This is a genomic window from Pseudescherichia vulneris NBRC 102420, assembly GCF_000759795.1.
GTDB lineage: Bacteria > Pseudomonadota > Gammaproteobacteria > Enterobacterales > Enterobacteriaceae > Pseudescherichia > Pseudescherichia vulneris.
The window spans coordinates 142,891-159,504 of record NZ_BBMZ01000013.1; the positions used below are offsets into that span (position 1 = coordinate 142,891).

The 16,614-nt window shown below is 56.8% G+C and carries 16 protein-coding genes and 1 pseudogene; 9 read left to right on the forward strand and 8 right to left on the reverse strand.

Translation table 11 applies throughout. The features are described from left to right. Positions 1 to 301: 301 nt before the first annotated feature. Positions 302 to 979, reverse strand: coding sequence for a hypothetical protein (locus tag EV102420_RS12520; protein ID WP_131406014.1), 678 nt, complete (start codon positions 977 to 979; stop codon positions 302 to 304). A gap of 67 nt (positions 980 to 1,046) precedes the next feature. After that, a complete protein-coding gene (locus EV102420_RS22095) occupies positions 1,047 to 1,433 on the reverse strand; it encodes a colicin E1 family microcin immunity protein (protein WP_106403930.1) in 387 nt (128 codons plus the stop codon). A gap of 226 nt (positions 1,434 to 1,659) precedes the next feature. Here EV102420_RS22095 and EV102420_RS22905 point away from each other — a divergent pair. After that, positions 1,660 to 1,734, forward strand: a pseudogene (locus EV102420_RS22905) (hypothetical protein); the annotation flags it as partial. Here EV102420_RS22905 and EV102420_RS12525 read toward each other — a convergent pair. After that, positions 1,735 to 2,553, reverse strand: a complete 819-nt coding sequence (locus EV102420_RS12525) for a pyridoxal phosphatase (protein WP_042392218.1) — start codon at positions 2,551 to 2,553, stop codon at positions 1,735 to 1,737. Between the two features lie 152 nt (positions 2,554 to 2,705). Between EV102420_RS12525 and pgl the strand changes: the two genes are divergently transcribed. The 3 genes from pgl (at position 2,706) to EV102420_RS12540 (ending at position 5,069) form a co-directional block, all read left to right on the forward strand. Then, the gene (gene pgl / locus EV102420_RS12530; protein WP_042392220.1) at positions 2,706 to 3,701 is read left to right on the forward strand and encodes a 6-phosphogluconolactonase; all 996 of its coding nucleotides are present in this window, start codon (positions 2,706 to 2,708) and stop codon (positions 3,699 to 3,701) included. A 178-nt stretch (positions 3,702 to 3,879) separates the two neighbouring features. Then, positions 3,880 to 4,293, forward strand: a complete 414-nt coding sequence (locus tag EV102420_RS12535; protein ID WP_042392222.1) for a hypothetical protein — start codon at positions 3,880 to 3,882, stop codon at positions 4,291 to 4,293. Continuing rightward, a complete protein-coding gene (locus EV102420_RS12540) occupies positions 4,278 to 5,069 on the forward strand; it encodes a hypothetical protein (RefSeq protein WP_042392224.1) in 792 nt (263 codons plus the stop codon). Before EV102420_RS12535 ends, EV102420_RS12540 begins: the two co-directional genes overlap by 16 nt. A gap of 85 nt (positions 5,070 to 5,154) precedes the next feature. Here the strand turns inward: EV102420_RS12540 and EV102420_RS12545 are convergent, their stop codons facing one another. The 3 genes from EV102420_RS12545 to bioA form a co-directional block, all read right to left on the reverse strand. Beyond that, positions 5,155 to 6,438 (reverse strand): putative acyl-CoA thioester hydrolase, encoded by a 1,284-nt coding sequence (locus tag EV102420_RS12545; RefSeq protein WP_042392226.1) that lies wholly within the window; start codon positions 6,436 to 6,438, stop codon positions 5,155 to 5,157. Positions 6,439 to 6,549: 111 nt separating this feature from the next. Further along, complete coding sequence (locus tag EV102420_RS12550; protein WP_042392228.1) at positions 6,550 to 7,026, reverse strand: kinase inhibitor; 477 nt, start codon at positions 7,024 to 7,026, stop codon at positions 6,550 to 6,552. A 52-nt stretch (positions 7,027 to 7,078) separates the two neighbouring features. Continuing rightward, positions 7,079 to 8,386 carry an adenosylmethionine--8-amino-7-oxononanoate transaminase gene (gene bioA / locus EV102420_RS12555; RefSeq protein WP_042392328.1) on the reverse strand — a complete coding sequence of 436 codons (1,308 nt, stop codon included), beginning with the start codon at positions 8,384 to 8,386 and terminating at the stop codon, positions 7,079 to 7,081. 67 nt (positions 8,387 to 8,453) lie between these two features. Here bioA and bioB point away from each other — a divergent pair, with 67 nt between their 5' ends. From bioB to bioD, 4 genes are read left to right on the forward strand one after another with little or no spacing between them, the layout of a single operon-like run. After that, positions 8,454 to 9,494: a biotin synthase BioB gene (bioB, locus tag EV102420_RS12560; RefSeq protein ID WP_042392229.1), complete on the forward strand. Its 1,041-nt coding sequence runs from the start codon at positions 8,454 to 8,456 to the stop codon at positions 9,492 to 9,494. Further along, the gene (gene bioF / locus EV102420_RS12565) at positions 9,491 to 10,648 is read left to right on the forward strand and encodes an 8-amino-7-oxononanoate synthase (protein ID WP_042392232.1); all 1,158 of its coding nucleotides are present in this window, start codon (positions 9,491 to 9,493) and stop codon (positions 10,646 to 10,648) included. The genes bioB and bioF overlap by 4 nt, the downstream gene beginning before the upstream one ends. Next, a complete protein-coding gene (gene bioC / locus EV102420_RS12570; RefSeq protein ID WP_042392234.1) occupies positions 10,632 to 11,387 on the forward strand; it encodes a malonyl-ACP O-methyltransferase BioC in 756 nt (251 codons plus the stop codon). Before bioF ends, bioC begins: the two co-directional genes overlap by 17 nt. Further along, the gene (gene bioD, locus EV102420_RS12575; RefSeq protein WP_042392330.1) at positions 11,380 to 12,102 is read left to right on the forward strand and encodes a dethiobiotin synthase; all 723 of its coding nucleotides are present in this window, start codon (positions 11,380 to 11,382) and stop codon (positions 12,100 to 12,102) included. Before bioC ends, bioD begins: the two co-directional genes overlap by 8 nt. On the opposite strand, the gene EV102420_RS12580 is transcribed toward bioD, so the two are convergent. Then, positions 12,044 to 12,766: an ABC transporter ATP-binding protein gene (locus EV102420_RS12580; protein ID WP_042392236.1), complete on the reverse strand. Its 723-nt coding sequence runs from the start codon at positions 12,764 to 12,766 to the stop codon at positions 12,044 to 12,046. The two genes, bioD and EV102420_RS12580, sit on opposite strands and share 59 nt — an antisense overlap. A 712-nt stretch (positions 12,767 to 13,478) precedes the next feature. Between EV102420_RS12580 and uvrB the strand changes: the two genes are divergently transcribed. Continuing rightward, positions 13,479 to 15,500 (forward strand): excinuclease ABC subunit UvrB, encoded by a 2,022-nt coding sequence (gene uvrB / locus EV102420_RS12585; protein ID WP_042392239.1) that lies wholly within the window; start codon positions 13,479 to 13,481, stop codon positions 15,498 to 15,500. Between the two features lie 18 nt (positions 15,501 to 15,518). On the opposite strand, the gene pmrB is transcribed toward uvrB, so the two are convergent. Beyond that, a complete protein-coding gene (gene pmrB / locus EV102420_RS12590; protein WP_042392240.1) occupies positions 15,519 to 16,613 on the reverse strand; it encodes a two-component system sensor histidine kinase PmrB in 1,095 nt (364 codons plus the stop codon). Position 16,614: the final 1 nt, after the last annotated feature.

Below are 16,614 nucleotides of genomic sequence, written 5' to 3' on the forward strand. Positions count from 1 at the left end.
TAGATGCCCAGTCGATGGGCGTTTTTTATTTTGATGTCAACACTATTCTGAATGGAAAATATAATTAGTAGTAAACATTCAATGTAATAATCGTGTTAGGGAGTAGAGCAATATCTATACTGCCACTGTCTGGCATGCTAAACCAATACATCACAATTTCAGTTAAAAAACGTCAGCGTGTCAATGGCTCATTGAAGCGTATCAGTACTGAATTCTATATGTCATTGACTGACTTCCACTTTAAAGAAAAATTTACTGTAAGAAGTACTCAATTGGTCAAGTTCTTCCCAACGTTAAGAAATTATCTTATGTTAAAATACTCTTCAATGTTTACATATAGCCTATGAAATTCAATATCTTTTACTTTGTATGCATCGTCAGCTACTGCAAGCTTTTCAATTAAAATGGGTATTGATTTTTGAAGTTCTGCCAAGCGAGATTCGGAAATATCATTATTTAAAGTCATTTTGATCTGAATCCAAGCTTTAACATGAGTTGTATGAACATCACGATATGATTTTTTGAGTTCATTCAATGCTTTCAATACATCAGGTTTAATATGCCAGCTCTTGTAAGTTAATTTTAAATGGGAATCTATAACCTCTATGAAAATATTTTTGTTTGCTGGTCTAAGCCCCCATAGTGCCATTCTTTCCATTTCTGTACGGACATTTATTATATTCCTTCGATAAATACTCTCGCGCTTTTCTATTTCTTGCCATTTTCGAGAGAAATCTTTTGCTTTACCTTGTAGTTCTGGATCTGTATTGATGATATTTTTCACATCAGCATGAAGATAAAATCCTTCTTGTTGCAGACAACAAAATTTATCAATAAGGTCATCTGCAAATTTAAATTTTTTGTCGTTAATTTTAGTAGATAACCAGTCTTTTGCATTTGCTGCGGCATAACTGGCTGCTCCTGCCATCACAGCATTACATCCGGTACTTATCCAGTCTGTCAAACTTCCAAGATTCATGAACCATCCTAATTACACTAACTATAGATTATTCATATAACATTTCTAAATGTTCACCAAATATCTATCATTTCTTTTTTATAAAGAAAAGATAAATTGCATATGGCAAACCAATTGGTATAGCTACTACATAACAGCACAAATAAAATAATGCCATAACACCAGTTTTACCCGGCGTATCTATCCATACTCCTCTACTCCATGACTCTGGTGAAGTAAATCTCAAAGCAAACGACTCGATTGCTTTCTTTGCAAAAGGGAAAAGAAATACATTGATTATTATTGGTATATAGAGTGGATGATCAGTTGATATCTTGTAATCATAGCTATTCCATGAATAAGTCATAAATATAAAAAATAATAATCCCCAAAAAATATTTTTTATGTAGTACCATAAAAAATCTCTGTCTTTCTTATGACTTTTCTTTAAGTTCACCATCGCAAATATTATCATCGCTAACTCGGTATGCTAATAATACTCAAACTAAAACACTTAAACAACTATCCTTATTCAGTCATGATAATACGCCGCATGTTAACGAGGATGATGCACTATCAGTTGAACTACTCAAAAGCATGGCCGGGCAGTTTGATCGGCTGGTGACCCTGCTGGGCATCAAGCTGCTGCTCGACGAGCCGCTGGCCTCGCTGGATATCTCCCGCAAGCGTGAGCTGCTGCGGCCAGGGATGAACTAGCCATCAAGCCTGGCCTGTGGCTCTACGCGCAGATCAAGAGCGTCTCGATCACCACCTGATCACAGCAGGTGGGTATAGATAAACTCGGCGATGGTATCGGTGGTATTGTCGCCAATCACCACGTTGGCGTGGGCTTTCACCTCGTCCGCCGCGTTACCCATCGCTACGCCAATGCCCGCCGCCTGCAGCATGCTGATATCATTAAAGTTATCGCCAAAGGCCACCACGTCCTGCATTGACAGCCCCTGGGAGGCTACCCACTGAGCCAGGCGCTTGCCTTTGCTATTGCCCTGGCGGGCAATATCGATCTGATCGTGCCATGAACGCTCGCACTCCAGGCCAAGCTGCTGTTCAACCTCAAGGGCGAAGGCATTAAGTTTGGCGCTGTCCTCATCGGTAAGGGCAAACTTCCAGACTGCGTTCACCTCGCGGGCGGTCTGCGCCAGCGAATCGACCTGGGTAAAGACCGGGCGCTGCTCTGGCGGCAGGGACTGCGCCCAGTTAAGGGTACGCAGCACGTGTCCGGTAGGCGTCTCGTACACCATGGCATCATCGACATACATCAGGGCGTGAACCTTATGCTCATTGAGCATATCAATAAGTTGCAGCGCCTGATCGACAGGGAGCGGATCGGCTTCAATGACCTTTTTTGCCTGATAATCATACAAATAGGTGCCGTTACAGCAAATTGCAGGTGTATCGAGCGCCAGTGCCTGATAAAAAGGATGAATGGCAACATGGTGCCGGCCGGTCACAATCATCGGCGTGAAGCCCGCTTCCCTGGCACGCGCCAGCGCCTGAAGCGAAGAGGGGAGCAGGGTCTTTGTGGGGGTCAGCAGCGTGCCGTCTAAATCCAGTGCAATAACTCGCGAGGTCATGTCGGGTTCCAGTAGAGAATGAAATTCAACTCGTTACGCATGGTACACCCGCATGATGGCCTGACAAAACGTCGGGCAGAAATAGAGCATTCGCCGCTAAAAAAGACTATCGTGGTTATCTATCTCACTGCTTTTGCGATCAAGGAGAATTTATGCAGCAAACCGTTTATACCGCCAGCCCCGAGAGCCAGCAGATCCACGTCTGGCGTCTGAACGACGAAGGTACGCTGACCCTGGTACAGGTCGTTGACGTGCCGGGCCAGGTGCAGCCGATGGTGGTGAGCCCAGACAAGCGTTTTCTCTACGTTGGTGTCCGTCCGGAGTTTCGCGTGCTGGCCTACCGGATCGCCCCGGAAGATGGTGCGCTAACCTTCACCGCAGAAGCGCCGCTATCCGGTAGCCCGACGCACATCTCCACCGATCGCCAGGGCCGCTTTCTCTTTACCGCCTCCTACAACGCGGGCAGCGTCAGCGTTACCCCGCTCAACGACGGCCTGCCGGGCGAGATTACTGCCCTGGTCGACGGTCTGGACGGGTGCCACTCGGCCAATATCTCTCCGGATAACGCCACCCTGTGGGTTCCGGCGCTGAAGCAGGATCGCATCTGCCTGTTTACCCTTGGCGATGACGGCCAGCTTACCGCGCAGACCCCGGCTGAAGTAACCACCGTTGAGGGTGCCGGCCCGCGCCATATGGCCTTCCACCCAAACCAGCAGTACGCCTACTGCGTCAACGAACTCAACGGATCGGTAGACGTGTGGCAGCTTAGCAATGCTCACGGCCAGATCGAGTGCGTGCAGACTCTGGATATGATGCCTGCCGACTTCGCCGATACCCGTTGGGCGGCGGATATTCACATTACCCCAGACGGGCGTCATCTCTACACCTGTGACCGTACCGCCAGCATCGTGACTATCTTTAGCGTTTCGGAAGATGGCAGCGTGCTGGCCGTGGAAGGCTACCAGCCGACCGAAACCCAGCCGCGCGGCTTCAACATCGACCACAGCGGTAAGTACCTGATTGCAGCAGGGCAGAAGTCGCACCATATCGCGCTGTATGCGATTCAGGGCGCGCAGGGCCTGCTGGAAGAGAAGGGGCGCTATGCCGTTGGGCAGGGGCCAATGTGGGTGGTGGTGCACGCGCATTAACCTGTATACACCTGCAGTGCCGGGCAGTAGCATTGCCATGCCCGGCCAGCTTGTGCAAAGATAGAACGTGTTATCTGTCAAGGCTCCCACTTATCTGCGCTTGATCATTTTTGAGGAGTGACGTAGATTTAGGCAATAAGTGGCGAAACCGCCGGTGGTTTTCAGCTAAGGTGGACATATGCACGACGCCCTCATTTCAGAACGCTCAGTATCGACTATCAAAAACAGTACCAGCATGATTGCAACGTTGCCGCTGCATCACAGCCCGGACTCGCTTGAAATTCGTCATTTGAATAGCGATGGCGAGCTTAAGCATCAGCTCTTTATCATCACGCTGAAAAGTGACATGGAGGCCGCTGAATACACCGTGAAGCCCTTTGCCGAGCTAATGGTATTCAATAAGCGTTTACGCTTCGTGGTACAACCTGAAAAACAGTATCCTGACGTCGCGATGGCGGAAGAGGAGATTTTTCCCGAGATCGAACGCAGTCTTGCCCTGTTTTTGCAGAAAAAATATAGCGTTGATGTTAGTCTGGTGCGCAATAAATCCTCAGTTAAAAAGCGCGTGGCTAACCAATGGCACCTTCGTTAATCGACAGCTATTCAAAAGAGCTCAGCAAACTTCCTGACTACACCTCTAAAACTCTCACCCGCCAGGGTTACCTTATTGCTCCTCGCACGCATGCGCTGATACGCCTGTCTGAATACCAGCTTACCGGTATCAACATTCCCCCTTATTGCCTCATCGTAACCGAAGTCGGATGTGGAACGGAGGGCTGGTATCAAGAATACGCATTAGAATGCTCTCTGGATGGACAAAGTGAGCAGGAAGTGATTGCAGAGCTTCTTGATTCCGGAATGGAAAAGGATGAGGACGATACGGTGATAGCCAGATTCACCTATCTGCCCTTCGGTTTTCAGGATAGCCAGGGCCCTCAGCAGGGGATGCAAATTACAGGTGCTTTTGTTAAGCCCGGCTACGATAAAAAGGGATTATCGAGCGCCGTTTATGGCTTTCTGTTGAACTGGTATGAGCATATTGTGTGTGACAATAAACAGACTGTTCCCGGTGCTAAAATTTGGGCTCGGGGAATGCTCACGGTGGGACGCGTTCAGATTTATAATGCCAGAATCCCAAAGTTTGTGGACGTGCTGGCGAAGGGGGGCATCGGCTGCGGCAATGTGAAACCCTGGGATGGTCTCAATCTCACCCAGGCTCAGCTGGCGGATTGGGGAGGTAATCATCTAAATCATGAGACCTGTATAAATGTTGTCAACATTATCTCAGCGCGGGATAAAAACGTGCAGATAGGGTTGTCCACTTTCCAGCCAGGAACAGGAAGACCAAGGATGATCGTTATTCGCTAAAAGAAAACCCGCAGAAGCGGGTTTTTTTATAACACACTGATGATGAACGCCCGGCAAGCGTTGCGCCGCCGGGCGTTAAGACGGGTTACTGCTTCGGTGCGTCGACGACCTGGCTGCCTATGCCGCGGTTGTTGAACTCCCACATGCGGTTAAAGCTGGCGTCGTTCAGGTTACGCGTAACGTTGCCTTTATCGTCCACCGCGCCGGTGTTGCCGGAGAACGGACGTTTAGACACGGCGGCATCGCCCCAGGGTTTAGCCATGTTGAAGCCTTCGTTGATTACGCTGTCGCGGATCACCACCTGGCCGTTGGTCGCCTGATCGACGTCCATTGAGCGGCCGAGCTGGGCTACGCCGTCACCGGCCGCGGTAAAGCGGCTGTTGGTGGCCAGGAAGCCGTAGAAGATATTGGAGAGCGTTGCCGGAGCGAAGACGTAAGCTTCCTGCTGGGTGCGGGAGTTCACCACGCGGAAGTCGGTGTTATCAAATACCACCGCGCCACGGCCAGCGACGATATCCACATCGCCCTCAACGTAGCTGTTGGTGACCAGGGTACGGGTCTGGCGATCGTTACGCAGGGTGTTATCCACGCCGCTGTTGGTCACGAAGAAGGTATTCTGGCGACCCAGAATGTTGACGTTGTTGATCTGGACCTTATCGCCATCGCTGCGCAGGGCCACGGCCTGGTGGTTACCCGCGTCAACGCTGTCGCCAAGGTTGTTTTCGATGGTCAGGTTCTGCAGCTGCAGACCGTTATTCTGCGACCAGAAGACCGCTGAACACATCACGCCCACACTGGCGCTGCCTTTACGCTGGCAGGCGTCAAACATATACCACGCAGGTTTACCCGGCATATATTTCCCGCCTGGGTTAACCAGTCGACGCCAGCTGTTGCTGTCCATTTCGGAATCCACGGCCAGGCCAATCTTCACCTCGGCGGCTTTGTCGCCCGTACCGTAAATCGTCAGGCTGCCCGGCGCGGCCGGAACAAATACGGTGCCTTCATACTCACCCGGCAGAACGGCAATGTACTGGCGATCGCTGGTGTGCTTGTTGATGGCTGCATCAACCGCCGCCTGGATAGAGGTGTGCGTCACGCCCGCTGTACCCGCCGGGCCAACAACGAAGGTTGGCTGTGCAGGCAGACGAATAGCGGACGGGCTCCACGGGGCCGCGTTCTGATCCATCGATGAGAAGTAGTGGGCAGGGACAAAGTTCTGCGCTTCGTTAGCGGACAGCACCGGACGCGCTGCGTTACCCGGGGCGGCCTGGGTGGAAGGACGCTGATCCGGCGGCGTTGAGCTGCAGGCAGTCAGCGTCACGCCAAAAGCCAGGGCCAGCGTCAGACGGGAAACCGAAAATGTGTTCAAGAGGTACTCCAGACGTAATAGTTAAATAAGTTGCTATCAAGCCTGCTTTTTTATACTAAGTTGGGCGAAACGGGAAGCCGATTGTGTGAATCGGCTTCAATATCGTGTTGATTAGCTATAGAGGGCGGTGATCGATGCACGATCGAGAGAGTGGAAGTGGATATTAAACCCTACCATTGCTCCGCTGGCATCGGCATCCACGTCCAGCTTCTCCACGTCCAGGGCGTGAACGGTAAAGATGTAGCGATGGGTTCTCCCCTTCGGCGGTGCCGCGCCGCCGTATCCGGCCTTACCGTAGTCGGTACGGGTCTCTAGCGCGCCCTCGGGCAGGGGGACCAGCGACGAGCCGGAACCCTGCGGCAGCACCCGGGTATCGGCGGGCAGGTTCACCACCACCCAGTGCCACCAGCCGGAGCCGGTAGGCGCATCGGGATCGTAGCAGGTGACGGCAAAGCTCTTGCAGCCCGCCGGCACCTCGTCCCACGCCAGATGCGGCGAAATATTGTCGCCTTCGTAGCCCATGCCGTTAAAAACATGGCGATTATGTAGCTTTTCGCCCTCGCGAATATCCTGGCTGATAAGTCTCATCGTTGCTCCTCTGTGAGTGGTCAACCCTAAGGCTAGAATAGCCCGTGCGTTCTCAGGGCGCAAAATGTGCGGGATGGGCCACCGCCGCCAGCACCGCGTCCGTTAGCTTACTGAGCTGTTCCGACGAGATGACGTAGGGCGGCATCAGGTAGATCAGCTTGCCAAAGGGGCGGATCCAGACGCCCTGGTCGACAAAGAAGCGCTGCAGGGCGGCCATGTTCACTGGCTGATGGGTTTCGATTACGCCGATAGCTCCCAGCACCCGCACGTCGGCCACCGTCTCTGCGGCTCTCGCCGGTGCCAGCTCGCGTTTCAGCTGCGCCTCAATGGCGGCAACCTGCACCTGCCACTCGCCGCGCTCCAGCAGCTCAAGGCTAGCGTTCGCCACTGCGCAGGCCAGCGGATTACCCATAAAGGTCGGGCCGTGCATAAAGCAGCCCGCTTCGCCGTTGCTGATGGTGTCAGCCACCTCACGGGTGGTGAGCGTTGCCGACAGGGTCATTGTCCCGCCGGTCAGCGCCTTGCCGAGGCAGAGAATATCCGGGGTAACGTCCGCATGCTCGCAGGCAAAAAGTTTGCCGGTGCGGCCAAAGCCGGTGGCAATCTCATCGGCAATCAGCAGGATCCCCTCCCGGTCGCACATTCGGCGGATGCGCTTAAGCACCTCTGGATGGTAGAGGCGCATCCCGCCAGCACCCTGCACAATCGGCTCCAGAATAACGGCGGCAATTTCATGGCGATGGGCGGCCATCAGGCGGGCAAAGCCCACGATGTCCCGCTCGTCCCACTCGCCGTCGAAACGGCTCTCCGGCGCGGGGGCAAAGAGGTTATCCGGCAGGTAGCCTGCCCACAGGCTGTGCATCGAGTTATCCGGATCGCAGGCCGACATCGCACCAAAGGTATCGCCATGATAGCCCCGGCGGAAGGTCAGGAAGCGACGGCGCGGCTCTCCCTTCGCCTGCCAGTATTGCAGGGCCATCTTCATTGAGACCTCTACCGCTACCGAACCGGAATCGGCCAGAAAGACGCACTCCAGCGCCTCGGGGGTCATGGCTACCAGCTTGCGGCAGAGCGCTACCGCCGGAGCATGGGTAATGCCGCCAAACATCACGTGCGACATCGCATCGATCTGCGTTTTCATCGCCGCGTTGAGGTGCGGATGGTTATAGCCGTGGATCGCCGCCCACCACGAAGACATGCCGTCGACCAGCTGCTCGCCGGAAGCAAGCTGAAGCTCGCAGCCCTGCGCAGACTGCACCGGATAAACCGGCAGCGGGGCGGTCATGGAGGTATAGGGGTGCCAGATATGGCGGCGGTCAAAGGCGAGATCGTCCTGGGTCATAATCGACTTGTAAACCAAATTAAAAAGATTTAGGTTTACGATCATAACCCAAACATGAACTCATTTCACCTTTTGGAGAAGCCCCATGGCTCACCACGCACGCTGGACACTGTCGCAAGTTACCGAGCTGTTCGAAAAACCGCTGCTCGACCTGCTGTTTGAAGCGCAGACCATTCATCGTCAGCACTTCGACCCTCGCCAGGTTCAGGTCAGCACCCTGCTGTCGATCAAAACCGGGGCCTGCCCGGAAGATTGCAAATACTGCCCGCAAAGCTCGCGCTACAAAACCGGGCTAGAGACGGAGCGCCTGATGGAGGTGGAGCAGGTGCTGGACTCGGCTCGCAAGGCTAAAAACGCCGGATCGACCCGCTTCTGCATGGGGGCGGCGTGGAAGAACCCGCACGAGCGCGATATGCCCTACCTGGAGCAGATGGTACAGGGCGTAAAAGCGATGGGCCTCGAAGCCTGCATGACCCTCGGCACCCTTGACGAAACCCAGGCCCAGCGTCTGGCGTCGGCGGGGCTGGACTACTACAACCACAACCTCGACACCTCCCCAGAGTTCTACGGCAACATCATCACCACCCGTACCTATCAGGAACGTCTCGACACCCTCGATAAGGTGCGCGACGCGGGCATTAAGGTCTGCTCGGGCGGCATCGTTGGCCTTGGCGAAACGGTCAAGGATCGCGCGGGCCTGCTGCTCCAGCTGGCAAACCTGCCGACGCCGCCGGAGAGTGTGCCGATCAACATGCTGGTGAAGGTGAAGGGCACCCCGTTGGCGGATAACGATGACGTCGACGCCTTCGATTTTATTCGCACCATCGCAGTGGCACGCATCATGATGCCGACCTCGTTCGTGCGCCTCTCTGCCGGGCGTGAGCAGATGAACGAGCAGACCCAGGCGATGTGCTTTATGGCGGGTGCCAACTCCATTTTCTACGGCTGCAAGCTGCTCACTACCCCGAACCCGGAAGAGGACAAAGACGTCCAGCTCTTCCGCAAGCTTGGGCTGAACCCGCAGCAGACCGACGTGATGAACGGCGATAACGAGCAGCAGCAGCACCTGGAGCAGCAGATCTTTAACGCCGACACCGACCAGTTCTACAACGCGGCGGCGCTATGAGCTGGCAGCAGCGCATCGATGCCGCGTTAGCGACCCGGCGGGCCGCCGACGCCCTGCGTACGCGCCGGGTGGTCGAGCAGGGCGCGGGGCGCTGGCTGACCCTGGGCGATAGCCGCTACTGCAACTTCTCCAGCAATGACTATCTCGGCTTAAGCCAGCATCCGGCTATCGTGCGTGCCTGGCAGCAGGGGGCTGAGCAGTACGGCGTGGGCAGCGGTGGCTCCGGGCACGTCAGCGGCTATACCCGGGCGCACCATGCGCTGGAGAGCGAGCTGGCCGACTGGCTGGGCTACCCTCGGGCGCTGCTGTTTATCTCTGGCTTTGCCGCCAACCAGGCGGTGATTGCCGCCCTGACCGGTAAAGAAGATCGCATCGTGGCGGATAAGCTCAGCCACGCCTCGCTGTTGGAAGCCGCCAGCCTGAGTCCGGCTCAGCTGCGGCGCTTTGCCCATAACGACGTCGGGCAGCTCGCCGCGCTGCTGGATAAACCCTGCGACGGCCAGCAGCTGGTGGTGACTGAAGGCATCTTCAGCATGGACGGCGACAGCGCACCGCTGGCCGCCATTGTGGAGCAGGCAAGCAGCGCCGGGGCCTGGCTGCTGGTGGATGATGCCCACGGCATCGCCGTCACCGGCAGCGAAGGGCGCGGCAGCTGTCAGCAGCAGGGTGTGAAACCCGAGCTGCTGGTGGTGACCTTTGGCAAAGGCTTCGGCGTCAGCGGCGCGGCGGTGCTGTGCAGCGAGGCGGTGGCCAGCTACTTCGAACAGTTTGCTCGCCACCTGATCTACAGCACCTCTATGCCTCCCGCTCAGGCCGTGGCCCTCAGCGCCGCGCTGAGCGTGATCCGGGGAGAGGAGGGCGACCTACGCCGGGCGGCACTCGCGGCGCTCATTCAGCGTTTTCGCCAGGGCGCAGCTGAGTTACCGGTGCGCATCACCGATTCCCAAAGCGCCATCCAGCCGCTGATCGTTGGCGATAACAGCCGGGCGCTGAGCCTGGCGGAACGCCTGCGACAGAAAGGGTGCTGGGTGACGGCTATTCGTCCTCCCACTGTCCCCGCAGGCACGGCACGTCTGCGTCTGACCCTGACGGCGGCCCATCAGCCGGAGGATATCGATCGTCTGCTGGAGGTCCTGCATGAGCCTGGTGAATAAGCGCGCGGTGGCGGCGGCCTTTGGCCGAGCGGCGCAGAGCTACGACAGCCATGCCCAGCTGCAACGCCAGAGCGCGGATCTGCTGCTGACTAAGCTGGGTGACCGTAGACCAGCAAGCGTGCTGGACGCGGGCTGCGGGCCGGGCAGCATGAGCCGCTACTGGCAGGACGCGGGGGCGGAAGTGACCGCCCTCGATCTCTCCCTGCCGATGCTCAGGCAGGCGCAAAGTCAGCAGGCCGCCCGGCACTACATTGCGGCGGATATTGAGGCGCTGCCTCTGGCCGACGCCCGGTTCGATCTCGCCTGGAGCAACCTTGCGGTGCAATGGTGCAACGATCTCGGCCAGGCGCTGGGGGAGCTGCATCGCGTCGTGCGCCCAGGCGGAGCGGTGGCCTTTACCACCCTGGCGGGCGGGTCGCTGCCGGAGCTGCACCAGGCCTGGCGGGCGATAGACAGCCGCCCCCACGCAAACCGATTTTTAACCGACGAGACGCTAGTGGACACCGTTAGCGCCTGGCGCGGCCGGTGTGGCGTGGAGCACATCACGCTGGACTTTGACGACGCCCTGGCGGCCATGCGCTCGCTGAAGGGCATCGGCGCGACGCACCTGCACGCAGGCAGGCATAACACGCCCCTGACTCGCGGCCAGCTTCAGCGTTTGCAGCTGGCGTGGCCACAGCAGCAGGGCAGATGCCTGCTGACCTATTCACTTTTTTGGGGAGTTATTGAACGTGACTGAACGCTATTTTGTCACCGGCACGGATACGGAAGTCGGAAAAACGGTGGCCAGCTGTGCGCTATTGCAGGCCGCTGCTCAGGCCGGATGGCAAACCGCAGGATACAAACCGGTCGCCTCCGGCAGTGAGATGACCCCAGAGGGGCTGCGTAACAGCGATGCGCTGGCGCTACAGCACAACAGTACCCTAGCCCTGCGCTACGAGGCCGTGAACCCATACACCTTTGCTGAGCCCACCTCGCCGCACATCGTCAGCGCCGCCCTCGGACAGCCTATCGAGGCCGAAACGCTCTCGGCAGGGCTGCGCACGCTGGAGGCGCAGGCGGAGTGGGTGCTGGTGGAGGGGGCCGGGGGCTGGTTTACGCCGCTCTCGGAAACCCTGACCTTTGCCGATTGGGCGACCCAGGAGCAGCTGCCGGTGATTTTAGTGGTGGGCATTAAGCTTGGCTGCATCAACCATGCGGTACTGACCGCCCAGGCGGTGCAGCAGGCGGGACTGCGGCTGGCGGGCTGGGTCGCTAATGACGTGGTACCGCCGGGAAACCGCCACGCTGAGTATCTGGCAACGCTTAAGCGCATGCTGCCCGCGCCGTTTCTCGGCGAGATCCCGTGGCTGGAGAACGCCACGCCGGAGAGTGACATCGGCCACTGGCTCGATCTCAGTGCGTTAGGTTCGGCGTCATCCACTGAGAAAGCAGCGGATCGTCCAGCTGCGTAACGCTTCCCTGGGCCACGTTGCGTCCCTGATGCAGGAGATAGAAGCGGTCAGCGACGCGGCGCACAAAGGTCAGATGCTGCTCCGCCAGCAGGATAGTCATACCGAACTCCTGGTTCAGGCGCACCAGCAGGTTACCCAGCTTATGGATAAAGGCCTGGCCCAGCCCGCGGGTCGGCTCATCAAGGATCAGCAGGCGCGGGCGGGTCACCAGCGCCCGGGCGAGCGCCAGCTGATGCTGGTTATCCTCTGACAGTCCGGCGCTCTTAACCTGGCGCAGGGCATACAGCTCGGGAAAGAGATCGTAGATATCCCGCGTCACCGCGCTGCCAGGCTCGCCTACCGCCAGCCAGGCAATCTGTAAATTCTCCTCTACCGTGAGCTGGGAAAAGATCCGCCTCTCCTGCGGTACGCAGGCGATGCCCATCGCCGGACGATCCTCCATTTTTACCTGCAACAGGTTGAGCGGGGCCGCCCCGGCATCCTGCCAGGTCATGCTGCCGCTCTCTACGGGCAGGTTGCCAGAGATGCAGTTGACCAGCGTGGTTTTCCCCATCCCCGGCAGCCCCATTACGCAGGTGCAGGTGCCAGGGATAAGATCGAGATCGACATTCCATAGCGTATGGCGATCGCCGTAATAGTGATTCACTGCACGTAAGCTCAACATCGGTTCATCTCCAGGACCTGGTCTGTAAAAGATATGTTGCAAAAGCCTTGCCAGAAGCGTGGTATGCTCTGTTTTTCGGAGCAGGATGACGAAAAAACGCTAAATTCCGCTTTTCCGCCGGTTTGCCTGATTGCATCTGCACGTTGTTAGTGCTAGACGCAGGCGGATCTGATTTTTGCTGGTGCAGTCGCGTCGGAATGCGATAAAAAATGGTGGGAAAATTTTTTTACCTGCGTGCCGTTTCGCAAAATGCGATTTTCGCTGAGTCGCAGGGGGTACGGGCTGGCGACAGTTATCCACTATTCCTGTGGATAACCTTGTGCATTAGAGTTAGAAAACACGTGCAAAGCGAGAGAACACGCGGCTTAGGCATGAATTGATGCGAAACGCGGCTTTTTCTATAACTAATATAAAATCAACAGGTTAAATAAAAGCAATGCGTGTAAGAAAAGTGTCACCCACTGACACAAAACTTTCACTACCCGACTTGACAAATGTTAAATCGCAAAAAGTTCTGGGGATAAGATATTTTTTTTAGTTTTTAATTCTGTGCCACGGGCAAATTTTCCTTATGGCACTTGAAATTGCTTTATCTAACACAGATATTCCCATCTGCTACTGGGTTTTCATCCAGTATAATTTATTGGCAAAATCCGCCGTCGCGAGTAAAATTACTCACCTGCCCGCTCATTCCTTCATCAGGTAGCCATTCATGAGTAAACCATTCAAACTGAATTCCGCTTTTCGTCCCTCTGGCGATCAGCCAGAAGCCATTCGCCGCCTGAAAGAGGGGCTGGAGGACGGACTGGCGCACCAGACCCTGCTCGGGGTAACCGGTTCAGGGAAGACGTTTACCGTTGCCAACGTGATCGCCGATCTGCAGCGGCCGACGATGGTGCTTGCGCCGAATAAAACCCTGGCGGCGCAGCTGTATGGCGAAATGAAGGAGTTTTTCCCGGACAACGCCGTGGAGTACTTCGTCTCCTACTACGACTACTACCAGCCCGAAGCCTACGTGCCGAGCTCTGACACCTTTATCGAAAAGGATGCCTCGGTAAACGAACACATCGAGCAGATGCGTCTCTCGGCAACCAAAGCGCTGCTGGAGCGCCGTGACGTTATAGTGGTCGCCTCGGTATCGGCCATCTACGGCCTCGGCGACCCCGATCTCTACCTCAAGATGATGCTGCACCTGACTATCGGGATGATCATCAACCAGCGCGATATTCTGCGCCGCCTGTCGGAGCTGCAATATACGCGTAACGATCAGGCCTTCCAGCGCGGCACCTTCCGCGTGCGCGGCGAGGTGATTGATATCTTCCCGGCGGAGTCGGATGACGTGGCGCTGCGCGTTGAGCTGTTTGACGAGGAGGTTGAGCGCCTGTCGCTGTTCGATCCGCTGACCGGGCACGTTGAATCCACTATTCAGCGCTACACCGTCTACCCGAAAACCCACTACGTTACCCCGCGCGAGCGCATCGTGCAGGCGATGGAAGACATCAAGGTCGAGCTGGCGGACCGGCGCAAGACGCTGCTGGCCAACAACAAGCTGCTGGAAGAGCAGCGGATTACCCAGCGTACCCAGTTCGATCTGGAGATGATGAACGAGCTGGGCTACTGCTCGGGCATCGAGAACTACTCCCGCTACCTCTCCGGGCGCGGGCCGGGCGAAGCGCCGCCGACGCTGTTTGACTACCTGCCTGCCGACGGCCTGCTGGTGATTGACGAGTCCCACGTGACTATTCCGCAGATTGGTGGCATGTACCGCGGCGACCGGGCGCGTAAAGAGACGCTGGTGGAGTATGGTTTCCGCCTGCCGTCGGCGCTGGACAACCGTCCGATGAAATTTGAAGAGTTTGAAGGGTTAGCCCCGCAGACCATCTACGTCTCGGCGACGCCGGGCAACTACGAGCTGGAGAAATCCGGGGAAGAGATTGTCGATCAGGTGGTGCGTCCCACCGGCCTGCTTGACCCGATTATCGAAGTCCGCCCGGTGGGCACGCAGGTGGACGATCTGCTGTCGGAGATCCGCAAGCGCGTTGCCATTAACGAGCGCGTGCTGGTCACCACGCTGACCAAGCGCATGGCCGAGGATCTCACCGAGTATCTGGAAGAGCACGGCGAGAAGGTGCGCTACCTGCACTCAGATATCGACACCGTTGAGCGTATGGAGATCATCCGCGACCTGCGTCTGGGCGAGTTCAACGTGCTGGTGGGCATCAACCTGCTGCGAGAGGGGCTGGACATGCCTGAGGTGTCGCTGGTGGCGATCCTCGATGCCGATAAAGAGGGCTTCCTGCGCTCGGAGCGCTCGCTGATCCAGACCATTGGCCGTGCGGCGCGTAACGTCAACGGCAAGGCGATCCTCTACGGGGATAAGATCACGCCGTCGATGGCAAGAGCCATCAGTGAAACCGAGCGGCGTCGGGCGAAGCAGCAGGAGTACAACGAAGAGCACGGCATTACGCCGCAGGGCCTGAATAAGAAGGTGGTCGATATTCTGGCGCTGGGCGAAAACATTGCCAAGACTAAAGCCAAAGGACGCGGTAAATCCCGGTCGCCGGTGGTGGTGGACGAGTCCGAGCTGGCGCTGACGCCGAAGGCGCTGCAACAGAAGATCCACGAACTGGAGGCGCAGATGCTACAGCACGCCCAGAACCTGGAGTTCGAAGAGGCGGCGCAGCTGCGCGATCGCCTCCATCAGCTTCGCGATCTCTTTATCGCGGCATCCTGATCTGCCTAAGCAATCCGCTTAAACAACAGGCGGAAACTGCACCCAGGCCCGCACGCCGGGTTTGGGTGCGCGGTTGTGCAGGTAGAACTGCGCATCGTGCAGCTGGGCGATGCGGCTAACGATGCTTAGCCCTAGCCCGATCCCGCCGTAACGGCTGTCCATTCGTACAAAAGCTTTGCTAAGCTCTTTGCTTTTCGCCTCGTCCACGCCGGGGCCTTCATCCTCCACCGCCAGCACCGGGGCAGGCGTCTGCTCAAGCTTGAGGGTTATCACGCTCCTCTCTGGGCTGTAGCGGTGCGCGTTCTCCACCAGGTTCCTGAGCAGCACCCGCAGCTGAACGGCGTCCCCGCGTACCGCCACGTCCTCCTGACCCTCGGGCAGCGCCAGCGTCTGCTGGCGCGTGCTCAGCATTGTCTGAAGCTCATCCTGGAGAGGCAGCATAACGTCACTGAGCAGCATCACCTGTTGGTAGCTGCCCGCCGAGAACGACTGCGCCATGCGCGCCAGCTGCAGCAGCTGGGAGACGCTCTCCGTCATCTGGTCAATACGTAAGATTAGGCGGCTGACGTCAACGGAAGGGTGGCTTTTTGCCAGCAGCTCCAGGTGCAGACGTAACCCCGCCAGCGGGGTGCGCAGCTCATGTGCCACGTCGGCAGTGAAGAGTCGCTCGCGGTCGAGCGTCAAATTCAGGCGCGCCACCAGCTGGTTAATGGCCGAGCTGACCGCCTCCACCTCTGCCGAGGGGTTATTGAGCACAATCGGCTGCAGGTTATCAGGGGTGCGGATCTCCAGCTCACGCTGCAGATCGCGCAGCGGACGGGTGATCAGCTTTACCGCCTGCATGCAGATGAGCAGCGCCATGCCGATAATAAACAGGCTCGGTACCAGCAGGCTAGCAACCGCCTCATGCACCTCGCGCTCAATATGCGCATGGTTGTTGTGCTTGTAGATCGCGCTCTCTACCAGTAACTGGATCTGCTCCTTGCTCTCATGCCATAGCCAGAAGACGCTGATAAGCTGAAACAGCACCAGGATCGAGCCAATGGTCAGCAGCAGGCGTCCGCGCAGGGTCCAGCGGACAGGGGATAGCCTCTTTTTTATCTTCTCTGGCATA

Bases quoted from the DNA above. Each gene is read 5' to 3' on its own strand.
- EV102420_RS12550 (WP_042392228.1), bottom strand. From the start codon at position 7,026: ATGAGACTTATCAGCCAGGATATTCGCGAGGGCGAAAAGCTACATAAT.
- EV102420_RS12525 (WP_042392218.1), bottom strand. From the start codon at position 2,553: ATGACCTCGCGAGTTATTGCACTGGATTTAGACGGCACGCTGCTGACC.
- bioC (WP_042392234.1), top strand. From the start codon at position 10,632: ATGAGCCTGGTGAATAAGCGCGCGGTGGCGGCGGCCTTTGGCCGAGCG.
- pmrB (WP_042392240.1), bottom strand. From the start codon at position 16,613: ATGCCAGAGAAGATAAAAAAGAGGCTATCCCCTGTCCGCTGGACCCTG.
- EV102420_RS12580 (WP_042392236.1), bottom strand. From the start codon at position 12,766: ATGTTGAGCTTACGTGCAGTGAATCACTATTACGGCGATCGCCATACG.
- uvrB (WP_042392239.1), top strand. From the start codon at position 13,479: ATGAGTAAACCATTCAAACTGAATTCCGCTTTTCGTCCCTCTGGCGAT.
- EV102420_RS12520 (WP_131406014.1), bottom strand. From the start codon at position 979: ATGAATCTTGGAAGTTTGACAGACTGGATAAGTACCGGATGTAATGCT.
- EV102420_RS12540 (WP_042392224.1), top strand. From the start codon at position 4,278: ATGGCACCTTCGTTAATCGACAGCTATTCAAAAGAGCTCAGCAAACTT.
- bioB (WP_042392229.1), top strand. From the start codon at position 8,454: ATGGCTCACCACGCACGCTGGACACTGTCGCAAGTTACCGAGCTGTTC.
- bioF (WP_042392232.1), top strand. From the start codon at position 9,491: ATGAGCTGGCAGCAGCGCATCGATGCCGCGTTAGCGACCCGGCGGGCC.
- pgl (WP_042392220.1), top strand. From the start codon at position 2,706: ATGCAGCAAACCGTTTATACCGCCAGCCCCGAGAGCCAGCAGATCCAC.
- EV102420_RS12535 (WP_042392222.1), top strand. From the start codon at position 3,880: ATGCACGACGCCCTCATTTCAGAACGCTCAGTATCGACTATCAAAAAC.
- EV102420_RS22095 (WP_106403930.1), bottom strand. From the start codon at position 1,433: ATGATAATATTTGCGATGGTGAACTTAAAGAAAAGTCATAAGAAAGAC.